Below are 12,831 nucleotides of genomic sequence, written 5' to 3'. Positions count from 1 at the left end.
TCACACCGTTTCCTGATTATTTTGTTGTTTGGTTTGCTGCAAGCGCTGTTTTTCTTTTTCTACCTGCTGTGAGCGCCAGATATTATTTAATACGTGAATCATTGCCTTGGCGGAAGATTCGACGATGTCGGTAGCCAAGCCTACGCCATGGAAACGGCGGCCTTGGTAAGACACGACGATATCAACCTGGCCGAGTGCGTCGCGGCCCTGGCCTTTAGCGGTCAACTGGTATTTCACCAGTTCGATCGGGTATTCGGTGATACGGTTAATTGCTTGATACACCGCGTCCACCGGGCCGTTACCGGTTGCCGCTTCGGCTTTTTCTTCATCGCCACAGATCAACTTGACCGAGGCGGTAGCCATAATACTGCTGCCAGACTGTACGCTGAAGTAGCCCAGGCTGAAATGTTCGGGTTCTTCCTGCTGTTTGTTGATAAAGGCCAACGCTTCCAGATCGTAATCGAACACCTGGCCTTTTTTGTCGGCCAGTTTCAGGAAGGCCGCATACAGTACGTCCAGATTGTAATCCTGCTCCTTGTAGCCCATCTCTTCCATACGGTGTTTAACTGCTGCACGGCCAGAACGTGAGGTCAGGTTCAGCTGTACGTCTTTCAGACCGATGGTCTGCGGGGTCATGATTTCGTAGTTTTCGCGATTTTTCAGTACGCCATCCTGATGGATACCGGAGGAGTGGGCGAACGCGTTGGAACCGACGATAGCTTTGTTGGCAGGAATGGGCATGTTGCACAGTTGGCTGACCAACTGGCTGGTACGGTAAATTTCCTGATGATTGATATTGGTGTGCACATTCATGATGTCCTGGCGAACTTTGATCGCCATGATCACCTCTTCCAGTGAACAGTTACCGGCGCGCTCACCGATACCGTTCAATGTGCCTTCTACCTGGCGAGCACCGGCCTGCACTGCTGCGATGGAGTTGCCGACTGCCATGCCCAGATCGTCGTGACAGTGAACGGAAATAATCGCTTTATCAATGTTAGGCACGCGATCATACAAGGTGGTGATAATGCCGCCGAACTGGTTGGGGGTGGTATAACCAACCGTATCGGGAATGTTGATGGTGGTGGCACCGGCGTTGATGGCGGCTTCCACCACGCGACACAGGTTATCAATCGGTGTACGGCCAGCATCTTCACAGGAGAATTCAACATCATCCGTATAGTTGCGCGCACGTTTCACCGAGCGCACCGCCATCTCCAGCACTTCGTCAAATGAGCGCTTTAATTTTGATTCGATGTGCAGGGTGGAGGTGGCCAGGAATACGTGGATACGGAAAGCTTCGGCAACGCGCAGTGCTTCGGCCGCTACGTCAATGTCTTTGTCCACACAGCGGGCCAAGCCACAGACGCAGCTGTTTTTGATCTGGCGGGCAATAGTTTGTACCGATTCAAAATCCCCCGGAGAAGAGACCGGGAAGCCGACTTCCATCACGTCGACACCCATTCTTTCCAGCGCCATGGCGATCTGAATTTTTTCTTTCACACTCAGGCTGGCTTGCAGTGCCTGTTCGCCGTCACGCAATGTGGTATCGAAAATAATGACTTGTTGGCTCATTTGATAGTTCCTTATCGTGTTTGTTTCACGCTAAGCGGGCAAAAAAAAACCCGCGCACTAGCGCGGGTTTTTACAGGTGATGGGCTGAATCAGTTCTGAACTCCGTCCACCAACATACCGCGCAAAGAAGATGCGTTAAGTAGTAGGCCTAGTAGACGATGAGTACGGATCATTGAGGTCAGCTTCTCTAAAAATGTTTTCGTTGCCTAATTTGATACTTTATTGGCTGTGTGATGTCAACATTTGATTGATAACCGGGCGATCGCAGGGACTCAGATAAGGAGTAAGGGCGACAGACGAAAGCTCGGTAAAAAAACCGATCAAGAGGTCAAAAAACGCGTCATTTTTGCGAGTTTTTTAGCATAAATGACATGAATCCCGTGCTACTAGATTGATTCTTAATGTCGCTCAGTTAGAATTCCCAGTGCGAAAAGATGAGGAAGCACAGGCTTGGACGTGAAATTGACGACAGAATTGCATTCATTGGCTGAATTAGTGTAATTTATTAATTCATTTTATGTATTTAATCTGAAATGCCGACGCATCAGAGGCAATTAAGTCACATCAAAGGTACCTATTTTGAGATCTCATTATTGTCCATTATCTCATTTTATGGTCTGATTCAATATGACTATGGATGTCTGCTTGGTGCCCATTACTTGAGCGTGAAACCTGCCAACATGTTTGCATGCCGTCATTGTTTTCCGACCTGAAGTGTGTCGGGCGTTACGCACAGCGTGTAAGTACTCGCCGTTGTGTCATGTTTTTATAGGATGATGCTCGATTGTTATCCGACGTGGATAGTCAATAGGGATAACTAATTTCGCCGTGTGGGAATAACGTAATGTTACTTTTGACATGATATTCCCCTGCGCGCTGGCGGAATTATCTACATGGGACTTAGTGGAGTTAGATATGTCTGAATATAATTCAGGAACTGTCTTAGAAAAAGAAAACAGCGATATTCATTTGCGTAGCGTGGATCTTAATTTACTGACTGTTTTTGATGCGGTTATGCAAATGCAGAATATTACTCGCGCTGCCAATTCGTTGGGTATGTCGCAACCCGCAGTGAGTAATGCCGTCGCGCGTTTAAAAGTTATGTTCAATGATGAACTGTTTGTGCGTTTTGGCCGCGGCATTCAGCCTACCATGCGGGCGCGCCAGCTTTTTGGGCCGGTACGCCAAGCGTTGCAGTTGGTTCAGAATGAGTTGCCAGGTTCAGGTTTTGATGCCTTGACCAGTGAACGTACTTTTACGCTTTCTATCTGCAGCCCGTTGGATATTCGCCTTACGGCCAAGATAATTAACAACGTCAAGAATATGGCACCTAATGTGCGGTTGCAGGCAAAATCCTATCTGAACAATAACATTGAGCATCAGCTGCGTTATCAGGAAACTGAATTTGTTATTGGTTATACCCGTTTTGAACATCCTGAATTTCAAAACATCGCTTTATTTGAAGATGAATTAAGCCTGGTTGCGGCACAGTCACACCCACGCTTGATGAACAGCGTTACCCAAGAGCAAATGCTGGTTGAACAGCATGCGGTCATATCGTTAGAGCGTTTCTGCTCCTTTAGTAAACCCTACTATGTTGAAGAGGCCGCACAGCGTGGTATCACTCAGCAATGTACCGATCTGTTCAGCGTGCTGAATATCGTCGCAATGACAGAGATGGTGGCTATTACCCCACGTTGGTTTGCTGAGCAACATGCACAAGCGTTACAACTAAAAATCATGTCATTACCGTGGGATAGGAAAAATGCCACCTGTTATCTTTCCTGGCACGAATCTGCCGAACGAGATAAAGGTCACCAATGGATGAAATCTGTTCTGAGCCAGTCTGAGTTATTGCGTTAATCTCGCGCTTTATTAACCCGACGTACTTGCGTGTACTTCGGGTTAATAGTTCAGAGTTATTACTCATAATGAGAAAATGCCTAGTTTATATCTAAGAGAAGTCTTATTATTTTTTTCTTCCACATCTTTTTTGCCGTATTTTAATAGATTTCTATTTATGAAATTAAATTCTGTATTAAATATCATACTTGGAACTTTAACCTACTAGCCGTTCGTCAGTTTTCCTTCTCATTTGTTAGCCCATAATTAAACCTTCCGTTAGCTATCGCTGTTCAATATCAGGGCTTCATACTTCAAGTTGCTTGGGTGTTGGCTGCGTCCGATTACTCGGCTCCTCCCCCCTTTGGGGCCGCTGCAAGCAGCGTTCAATTCTGCTCCCGGCAGAGTTGTCGCACCAGTCACAGAGTTATCTATGCTCTTGGCGACTTTCGGACTGGCCGCCTACAAGCAACTCAAATTATTTTGGGTATAAACAGACGTCACGCAAGTTTTAGCTCACACTTCTACGCTGAAATCTCTTTTCCGAGCAGCGGAGAGTAGGTAGACTGCGAAAAAAAAGTAAACACGTGTAAGCTGAGATAGAGGAACTTGCGTTCCGATCACGGTTGACCGTTTGATTAATTTCAGGCTTAGAGCGCTATGATCAATAAGTTGCAGCACTATCATCTGGTCCAACGTATACAGCATCAAATTTCTCAGCGTGCTGACTGCATTGCTTTTCGCCAGTGGTCCCCCCATGGTGAAACTCAATTGACCTGGTCGCAGGTGGGTACTCATGTAAACCATATTGCCAGCGCGCTTTTGGCTCTTGGCGCTGATGTGCAGGAACGCATTGCGATCTTTGCTAATAATTGCATGGCTTGGTCGTTGGCCGATCTGGCTATTCTGCAATTGCGTGCTGTCAGTGTGCCGCTGTACGCCACCAATACCGCAGCACAGGCCGCTTTTATCATCAATGATGCCGATATTCGCATTGTATTTGTCGGTGCGCAGGCACAGTTGGATGCTGCCATTGCGCTGCGCGGTGTATGCCCACAACTCACCCATATTATTGTTTTTGATGACGCTGCCGATTTGCGCGGTTGCGAAATTGCGCAGTATCTGAGCCACTTTGAACGTGAGGCCGATGTCGAACGTTTTGATACCGCGCGTCAGGAAAGGATTGCTGATAGCTGCCTGCAAGATTTATTCACTTTGATTTACACCTCCGGCACCACCGGTGAACCGAAGGGCGTGATGCTGGATTACCGCAATATGGCGGCGCAACTCCAGTTGCATGACGATCGTCTGACGGTAACGGAGGACGATGTTTCACTCAGTTTCCTGCCGATGTCGCATGTTTTTGAACGAGCCTGGAGCTTCTTCATCATGCATTCCGGCGCTCAGAACGTTTATCTGCCGAATACCGACTGGGTGCGTGAGGCGATGGCTGAAGTACGGCCAACCCTGATGTGCGCGGTGCCGCGTTTTTATGAAAAAATCTTCAGTGCGGTACATGAGAAGGTGGCGCGGGCACCTTGGCTGCGTCGTGCTTTGTTCCACTGGGCGATCGTCTGCGGTGAGCGTAAGTTTTTGCAAGAACGCGCAGGCAAGCCGCTTGGCAAGTTGTTCGATCTCTCCCACCGTTGGGCGGATAAGCTGGTGCTGAGTAAACTGCGTGCGATTTTGGGCGGTCGGGTACGTTTCTTACCCGCGGCCGGAGCCAAACTGGATGACAACGTCATTCTGTTCTTTGAGGCGATGGGCGTTAACATCAAGTACGGTTACGGGATGACGGAAACCTGTGCCACGGTCTCCTGTTGGGAAGAGAATAATTTCCGCTTTGGTTCGATCGGTAAACCCTTGCCGGGTGTGGAAGTGCGCATTGCTGAGGAGAATGAGATCCAGGTGCGCGGGCCGATCGTGATGCGTGGTTATTTCAACAAGCCGCTGGAAACTGCCGATACCTTTACCGCTGATGGTTGGTTAAAAACCGGTGATGCCGGCATGATCGATGAAAATGGCAACCTGTTTATTACCGAACGCCTGAAGGATTTGATGAAAACCTCCGGCGGTAAGTATATTGCCCCACAAATGCTGGAGGGCACGCTGGCGCAGGATCGTTTTATTGAACAGGTGGCAATCATTGCCGATGCGCGCAAGTTTGTTTCCGCACTGATTGTGCCGAGTTTTGAATCGCTGGAAGATTATGCACGATCGATTAACCTGAAGTATCAGGATCGACTCGAACTGCTGCGCAATAGCCATATCATTGAAATGTTTGAAACCCGGCTGCGTGAGATGCAAAAAGAGCTGGCACTGTTTGAGCAGGTGAAAAAGTTTACTCTATTGCCCGCTGCCTTTTCCATGGAACTGGGTGAACTTACGCCGACGCTGAAGCTGCGGCGTAAGGTGATCCTTCAGCGTTACCAGAATGAGATTGAATCGATGTATCGGGAAAAATGATGAGGTTGCCGCTTGACGGTTTTTCTCGGTGAGAAATCCATCATACCTCTCATCTAATATCGCTCTGTAATTTCCAGAATTTCCGAAACAATGCCTAGCTGTTATTCCTTATGGCTAGTGTATTGTTTCTGTAAATCATCTATCCCCAGTCTAATGGCAATAACCTTGTTGTTAATAAGTTGTTTTGCCGTTTGCCTGCCTCATATTCTAACGTTATGTTAGGCTGTAGCGCGGCATTGAGCGCCGCTGACACTGCTCAATGTCACGTTACAATCAGACCATCCATCAATTTTGGGGGCATTGCCCCACAGCAGGCGCTTCGTTCCAGCGCCAGACAAGTATTAAGTAAGCCTGGAGGCAAACCCATGGAGATGTTGTCAGGAGCCGAGATGGTCGTCCGATCGTTGATCGATCAGGGCGTTAAACATGTATTCGGCTATCCGGGCGGGGCGGTACTCGATATCTATGACGCCCTGCACACGGTAGGCGGAATCGATCACATTCTGGTGCGGCATGAACAGGGTGCAGTGCATATGGCCGATGGCTATGCGCGTGCTACCGGTGAAGTGGGGGTGGTTCTGGTCACTTCCGGCCCGGGTGCGACCAATGCGATTACCGGTATCGCCACGGCCTATATGGACTCCATCCCAATGGTGGTGCTTTCCGGCCAGGTTCCCAGCTCGCTGATTGGTTACGATGCCTTCCAGGAGTGCGATATGGTGGGGATCTCCCGCCCGGTGGTAAAGCATAGCTTCTTGGTCAAACGCACTGAAGATATTCCTTCCGTATTGAAGAAAGCGTTCTATCTGGCTTCTACCGGCCGCCCAGGCCCGGTAGTGATCGATCTGCCTAAAGATATCGTCGGCCCGGCGGTAAGAATGCCTTATGCCTATCCGAAAGAAGTCAGCATGCGTTCTTATCACCCAACGGTGCAAGGGCATCGTGGGCAGATAAAGCGTGCATTACAGACCATTCTGGCGGCAAAAAAGCCGGTGATGTACGTGGGTGGCGGGGCGATCAATTCAGGCTGCCATGAAGAATTGCTGCAACTGGCGGAAAAACTGAATCTGCCGGTGACCTGCACGCTGATGGGATTGGGCGCTTTCCCTGGCACGCATCGGCAAAGCGTGGGCATGCTGGGTATGCACGGTACTTATGAAGCCAACAACACCATGCATAACTCCGATGTGATCTTTGCCGTCGGGGTGCGTTTTGACGATCGTACCACCAACAACCTGATTAAATATTGTCCGGACGCTACCGTGCTGCATATTGATATCGACCCGACTTCGATTTCCAAAACGGTCGATGCTGATATTCCTATCGTGGGTGATGCTAAACAGGTTCTGGTGCAAATGCTGGAACTGTTGGCGCAGAGTGATAAAGCGCAGGATTTCGATGCGCTGCGCGATTGGTGGCAATCCATCGAACAGTGGCGGGCACGCGATTGTCTGGGTTACGACAAGAACAGTGGCACCATCAAGCCTCAGGCGGTGATTGAAACCTTGCACCGGCTGACCAAAGGCGATGCCTATGTCACTTCTGACGTGGGTCAACATCAGATGTTTGCCGCGCTCTATTATCCGTTTGATAAACCACGCCGTTGGATCAACTCCGGCGGTTTGGGCACCATGGGCTTTGGCCTGCCAGCGGCGCTCGGGGTGAAGCTGGCGCTGCCGGAAGAAACCGTGGTGTGCGTGACCGGTGATGGCAGTATCCAGATGAACATTCAGGAGCTGTCTACCGCTCTGCAATACAACCTGCCGGTGATTGTGCTCAATCTGAATAACGGCTATCTGGGCATGGTGAAGCAGTGGCAGGATATGATCTACTCTGGCCGCCACTCCCAGTCCTACATGAATTCGCTGCCGGACTTTGTAAAACTGGCGGAGGCTTACGGCCATGTGGGGATTGCCATTCGCACGCCAGATGAGCTGGAAAGCAAGTTGGCACAGGCGCTGGCCGAGAAAGAGCGGCTGGTATTTGTCGATGTTACCGTCGATGAAACCGAACATGTTTACCCAATGCAAATCCGCGGTGGAAGCATGGACGATATGTGGTTAAGCAAAACGGAGAGAACCTGATGAGGCGCCGTATTTTATCTGTACTACTGGAAAACGAATCCGGTGCGTTGTCGCGCGTGGTAGGGCTGTTCTCCCAGCGTGGCTATAACATTGAAAGCCTGACGGTAGCGCCGACCGACGATCCTACTCTGTCACGCATGACCATTCAGACCGTTGGTGACGAAAAGGTGCTGGAGCAGATTGAAAAGCAGCTGCACAAACTGGTCGACGTGCTGCGCGTTAGCGAACTGGTCCAAGGGGCGCACGTTGAGCGTGAAATCATGCTGGTGAAATTGCAGGCCAGCGGTTACGGGCGTGAAGAAGTGAAGCGCAGTACGGACATTTTCCGCGGTCAGATTGTGGATGTCACGGCTTCGCTGTATACCGTCCAACTGGCTGGTACCAGCGACAAACTCGATGCGTTCCTCAATGCCGTGCGTGAAGTGGCTGAAATTGTTGAAGTCGCACGTTCAGGGATTGTGGGTGTTTCGCGCGGTGATAAAATCATGCGCTAGCCAAGCCGAATTTTAGCTGGCTAACGAGAGGGTGTAGCTTCACGGCTACGCCCTTTCTTTTTTACTTTTTGCCCATTTGCTGGCACCTTTCTGCAAAAGCGGTTGCTCGGCTGGGTTTTCTGCTGTTAGATCCAAAGACTGGGTTGAATAACCATAGTGATTATTATGGTTACTCGCTATCTTCCCTCTTTCAAACCGCAGCGTTGTTTAGCCGTGATCTGAGAGTGAAAGACTAAAACCGCACTCTTTATTTCTACTTTATTTTCAGCGTCATTAAGGGGTTAACGTGAAACTGGATGAAATCGCGCGTCTCGCAGGCGTTTCGCGCACTACGGCCAGTTATGTCATCAACGGCAAGGCGAAGCAGTATCGTGTCAGCGATAAAACCGTCGAAAAAGTGATGGCCGTGGTCAGGGAGCACAACTATCACCCGAATGCTGTCGCGGCAGGGCTACGCGCTGGCCGCACCCGCTCAATCGGCCTGGTGATACCGGATCTTGAAAATACCAGCTATACCCGCATTGCTAACTATCTGGAACGCCAGGCGCGCCAGCGGGGTTATCAACTGTTGATCGCCTGTTCGGAAGATCAGCCGGACAACGAAATGCGCTGTGTTGAACATCTGCTGCAACGCCAGGTGGATGCGATCATTGTGTCTACCGCGTTGCCGCCGGAGCATCCTTTCTATCAGCGCTGGGCCAACGATCCTTTCCCGATCATTGCGTTAGACCGTGCGCTGGATCGTGAACATTTCATCAGCGTGGTCGGGGCCGATCAGGAAGACTCCCTAGCGCTGGCGCAGGAGTTACGTAGCTTCCCGGCCGAGTCAGTGCTGTATATTGGGGCACTGCCGGAGCTTTCGGTGAGTTTTCTGCGTGAGCAAGGGTTCCGCCAGGCTTGGCAGGATGATGAGCGCCATGTGGACTATCTGTATGCCAATAGCTACGAACGCGAGGCCGCTGGAGCCCTGTTTGCCGAATGGCTGAAAACCCACCCAATGCCGCAGGCACTGTTTACCACCTCTTTCTCCCTGTTGCAGGGGGTGATGGATGTGACGCTGAAAAAATTTGGGCGTTTACCGACGGATCTGGCTATTGCCACCTTTGGTGATCATGAGCTGCTGGATTTCTTGGAATGCCCGGTGCTTGCCGTGGCACAGCGCCACCGTGATGTGGCTGAGCGGGTGTTGGAACTGGTTCTGGCCAGCCTTGATGAACCACGTAAACCGAAACCGGGCATGACGCGCATTCGTCGTAACCTGTTCCGCCGTGGCAGCTTGAGCCGGAAATAAGTCTACAGTACAGGGGGCCAGCAAGTTGGGCCCCTGTTTTTATACATATCCCACGACCCGGAACAGCCGGCGGCAATACTCCAGAAAATAGCCGTACACCACCCCCATTGCCATCGATACCACCGCATTACTGGCTACCGCTGCCATAATTTGTTGCCCATCAGCCCCCACGCTCCACAGAATTGCCGCGTAAACCGGTGACTGAAAACTGACATAGGCCAGAAGATCGGCCAGATTGCGCAGTAAAAACTGCCCACGTGGGAAATGGCGAGCCGTAGCGATAAAAAAGTCGCGATAGCGGCCATACGGCCAGGCAATAAGAATGTTGACGGGAATCGACAATAAGCGGGAAGAGAGAGATTGGCTGAAACTCATGCCAGAAATCAGGATTTCAATCGCCATGCCTGCCAGAAAGCAGTACACCACCAAGGCAAAAGTATCGGCGGCGGCGCTGCGTAAGCGTGAAGCAGGTGAAAACATGGGGTGAGCTCCTGTGTATTAGGTTAATGCTTTTACTTTAAATGTTAATTTGGTGTAATAATCCTTAATTTAAAACAAAACCAGTTTACTAAACTACATTGGTTATTTTAACTAGCTCAATATTTTTATTTTTAACAATTGAGTGGTTTTTGTCCTGACGGAATGCGCCAAAATACAGTTTGGAGGGATTAAAAATGGGAGATATCAACAAAGTTATTAGAAACAGTATGTTGCGATTTTTTTCTTGGTTTGGATGCTAAAAGGCGATTTACACAGCAACAAATAGAAATGTAAAAAAGTGCAACCTGAATTGTAAGTGAGTATTTTGGGAATAATCCCACTCAATTAACTGAAAGTGGAATTGGTAAGCCTTGCAATATCCGCTCAATATATTTTTTCTGTGTGTCCTTCATTGATGGGATAATTGACGTAAAATAGCGCCCGGCTTACGGCGAAATATTTATCGAGTGTTATTAAGTCAATGGCTTATAACACATAACTGTAGGCCAGCAACGTGAAGCCAGGCCTTGGCGGACGCGGCTTGCCGCAGAGTGGCAACCGGTGATTGTCCGGTTTGAAAGTGAGACCTGGATTGCAGAAGGAAGTAATGAGTTAATTAATCACCAATTTGTGAGTTTTTTAATCACCTTATTGCCGTTTAGAAAATTCTTCCCGTTTATCATGGTGTTAATTTTTATTCGTTTAATAAATAGAGTTCCTTTCGTGAGTCAGCCCCCAGAATGAACACTGAAATATTGCCAAAGCGCTGCCGCTCTGGCTTGACAAGGTTTTCATACCCTCCGTAAACTCTAATGTGTGGTAATTTGTGGGGGAAAGTGGTGAAAAAGGTCACGAGGGGGTAGCTCAGGTATGTTCCGTGGAGCAACGATGGTTAACCTCGACAGTAAAGGGCGGCTTGCCGTACCTACCCGTTATCGGGATTTACTGAATGAGGAGTCGCAAGGCCAAATGGTTTGTACCATTGACCTCCATCAGCCCTGCCTGCTGCTTTACCCATTACCCCAATGGGAAATTATCGAACAGAAATTGTCCCGTCTTTCGAGCATGAATCCCGCCGAGCGCCGCGTTCAGCGCTTACTTTTAGGGCATGCCAGCGAGTGTCAGATGGATGGTGCCGGTCGGTTGCTGTTAGCCAGTACGCTGCGCCAACACGCCGGGCTGACGAAAGAAGTGATGCTGGTCGGGCAGTTCAACAAGTTTGAACTGTGGGATGAACAGACCTGGTATCAACAAGTCAAGGACGATATTGACGCAGAACAATCCACTCAGGAACCCTTGTCTGAGCGGCTACAGGACTTGTCACTATAAGCATGTTGGAAAACTATAAACACACCACCGTACTGTTGGATGAGGCCGTGAATGGCCTCAATATTCGTAGTAACGGTACATACATTGACGGAACTTTTGGTCGCGGTGGCCATTCTCGTCTGATTCTGTCCCAACTGGGGCCGGAAGGGCGTTTGTTGGCTATTGACCGCGATCCGCAGGCCATTGCCGCTGCCCAATCTATTGAAGACTCTCGTTTTACTATCGTACACGGCCAGTTTTCTGATTTGTCGCACTATGTGCGGGAACGCGATCTGGTTGGCAAAATTGACGGCGTGTTGCTCGATCTGGGGGTTTCTTCCCCGCAGTTGGATGACGCTGAGCGTGGTTTTTCCTTTATGCGCGATGGCCCGCTGGATATGCGCATGGATCCCTCAAGCGGCCAGTCCGCCGCCGAATGGCTGATGAAAGCCGAAGCTGATGACATTGCCTGGGTGCTGAAAACCTTCGGCGAAGAGCGTTTTGCCAAGCGTATTGCGCGTGCCATCGTGGAAAGAAACCGTACTGAACCGATGACGCGCACCAAAGAACTGGCGGATCTGATCGCTAACGCCAGCCCGTTCCGTGAAAAGCACAAACATCCGGCGACGCGCAGTTTTCAGGCGATCCGTATTTATATCAACAGCGAACTGGAAGAGATCGAGCGTGCGCTGGATGGTGCGCTGGAAGTGTTGGCTCCGCAGGGCCGCTTGTCGATCATCAGCTTCCATTCGTTGGAAGATCGCATCGTCAAACGCTTTATGCGCCACCACAGCCGTGGGGCTCAGGTTCCGGCCGGTATTCCGTTGACCGAAGCGCAACTGCGCGAGATGGGCGGGCGCACGCTGAAAGCATTGGGCAAAATGATGCCATCTGATGCGGAAGTGGCAGAAAACCCGCGTGCGCGCAGTTCGGTACTGCGTATTGCCGAGAGGATGCCCGCGTGATTGGCAATGAACGCCACGGATTGGTCGGGGTCATTAGCGGTGATTTGCTGCGTAACGCCAAGATCCCGCTGATTCTACTGGTTGCCGTACTGGTTTCCGCCATTTTTGTGGTCACCACGGCGCACCGCACCCGTTTGCTGACCGCCGAGCGCGAACAGTTGGTGCTGGAGCGTGATGCGTTGGATATCGAGTGGCGCAACCTGATTCTGGAAGAGAATGCTCTTGGCGATCACAGCCGTGTGGAACGTATTGCTACTGAGAAACTGCAGATGCAGCACGTTGATCCATCGCAGGAAAATATCATCGTTAAACCATAAAAGGGCTTA

At 50.1% G+C, this 12,831-nt stretch carries 10 protein-coding genes; 8 read left to right on the top strand and 2 right to left on the bottom strand.

Annotation, left to right across the window (positions count from 1 at the left end; genetic code table 11):
* The gene (leuA, locus tag AC2A1E_RS06745) at positions 1–1,575 is read right to left on the bottom strand and encodes a 2-isopropylmalate synthase (protein ID WP_484383110.1); all 1,575 of its coding nucleotides are present in this window, start codon (positions 1,573–1,575) and stop codon (positions 1–3) included.
* 915 nt (positions 1,576–2,490) lie between these two features.
* Between leuA and leuO the strand changes: the two genes are divergently transcribed.
* From leuO to cra, 5 genes are all read left to right on the top strand, one after another.
* Positions 2,491–3,438, top strand: a complete 948-nt coding sequence (leuO, locus tag AC2A1E_RS06740; RefSeq protein ID WP_484383130.1) for a transcriptional regulator LeuO — start codon at positions 2,491–2,493, stop codon at positions 3,436–3,438.
* A gap of 639 nt (positions 3,439–4,077) precedes the next feature.
* Entirely contained in the window at positions 4,078–5,883 is a 1,806-nt protein-coding gene (locus tag AC2A1E_RS06735) for an AMP-dependent synthetase/ligase (RefSeq protein ID WP_484383109.1), read from the top strand.
* 365 nt (positions 5,884–6,248) lie between these two features.
* Entirely contained in the window at positions 6,249–7,967 is a 1,719-nt protein-coding gene (gene ilvI, locus AC2A1E_RS06730; RefSeq protein ID WP_459401287.1) for an acetolactate synthase 3 large subunit, read from the top strand.
* Positions 7,967–8,461 (top strand): acetolactate synthase small subunit, encoded by a 495-nt coding sequence (ilvN, locus tag AC2A1E_RS06725; protein WP_095996131.1) that lies wholly within the window; start codon positions 7,967–7,969, stop codon positions 8,459–8,461. Before ilvI ends, ilvN begins: the two co-directional genes overlap by 1 nt.
* Positions 8,462–8,747: 286 nt before the next feature.
* Positions 8,748–9,752 (top strand): catabolite repressor/activator, encoded by a 1,005-nt coding sequence (cra, locus tag AC2A1E_RS06720; protein ID WP_484383108.1) that lies wholly within the window; start codon positions 8,748–8,750, stop codon positions 9,750–9,752.
* Positions 9,753–9,791: 39 nt separating this feature from the next.
* Here the strand turns inward: cra and AC2A1E_RS06715 are convergent, their stop codons facing one another.
* Positions 9,792–10,232, bottom strand: a complete 441-nt coding sequence (locus AC2A1E_RS06715) for an L-alanine exporter AlaE (protein ID WP_484383107.1) — start codon at positions 10,230–10,232, stop codon at positions 9,792–9,794.
* 870 nt (positions 10,233–11,102) lie between these two features.
* Between AC2A1E_RS06715 and mraZ the strand changes: the two genes are divergently transcribed.
* From mraZ to ftsL, 3 genes are read left to right on the top strand one after another with little or no spacing between them, the layout of a single operon-like run.
* Entirely contained in the window at positions 11,103–11,561 is a 459-nt protein-coding gene (gene mraZ, locus AC2A1E_RS06710; RefSeq protein ID WP_459401290.1) for a division/cell wall cluster transcriptional repressor MraZ, read from the top strand.
* Positions 11,562–11,563: 2 nt separating this feature from the next.
* The gene (gene rsmH / locus AC2A1E_RS06705; protein WP_473188588.1) at positions 11,564–12,505 is read left to right on the top strand and encodes a 16S rRNA (cytosine(1402)-N(4))-methyltransferase RsmH; all 942 of its coding nucleotides are present in this window, start codon (positions 11,564–11,566) and stop codon (positions 12,503–12,505) included.
* Complete coding sequence (gene ftsL / locus AC2A1E_RS06700) at positions 12,502–12,822, top strand: cell division protein FtsL (protein WP_484383106.1); 321 nt, start codon at positions 12,502–12,504, stop codon at positions 12,820–12,822. The genes rsmH and ftsL overlap by 4 nt, the downstream gene beginning before the upstream one ends.
* The last annotated feature ends 9 nt before the right edge of the window (positions 12,823–12,831 follow it).

The sequence above is a fragment of the Serratia sp. HNCC26DJ206 genome, from assembly GCF_057180605.1.
This window is presented reverse-complemented; position numbering and strand designations above follow the sequence as displayed.

What these genes read in the sequence shown, in the direction of transcription:
- ilvI (WP_459401287.1), top strand. Translation starts at nt 6,249, where the DNA reads ATGGAGATGTTGTCAGGAGCCGAGATGGTCGTCCGATCGTTGATCGAT.
- leuO (WP_484383130.1), top strand. Translation starts at nt 2,491, where the DNA reads ATGTCTGAATATAATTCAGGAACTGTCTTAGAAAAAGAAAACAGCGAT.
- AC2A1E_RS06735 (WP_484383109.1), top strand. Translation starts at nt 4,078, where the DNA reads ATGATCAATAAGTTGCAGCACTATCATCTGGTCCAACGTATACAGCAT.
- leuA (WP_484383110.1), bottom strand. Translation starts at nt 1,575, where the DNA reads ATGAGCCAACAAGTCATTATTTTCGATACCACATTGCGTGACGGCGAA.
- rsmH (WP_473188588.1), top strand. Translation starts at nt 11,564, where the DNA reads ATGTTGGAAAACTATAAACACACCACCGTACTGTTGGATGAGGCCGTG.
- ilvN (WP_095996131.1), top strand. Translation starts at nt 7,967, where the DNA reads ATGAGGCGCCGTATTTTATCTGTACTACTGGAAAACGAATCCGGTGCG.
- mraZ (WP_459401290.1), top strand. Translation starts at nt 11,103, where the DNA reads ATGTTCCGTGGAGCAACGATGGTTAACCTCGACAGTAAAGGGCGGCTT.
- AC2A1E_RS06715 (WP_484383107.1), bottom strand. Translation starts at nt 10,232, where the DNA reads ATGTTTTCACCTGCTTCACGCTTACGCAGCGCCGCCGCCGATACTTTT.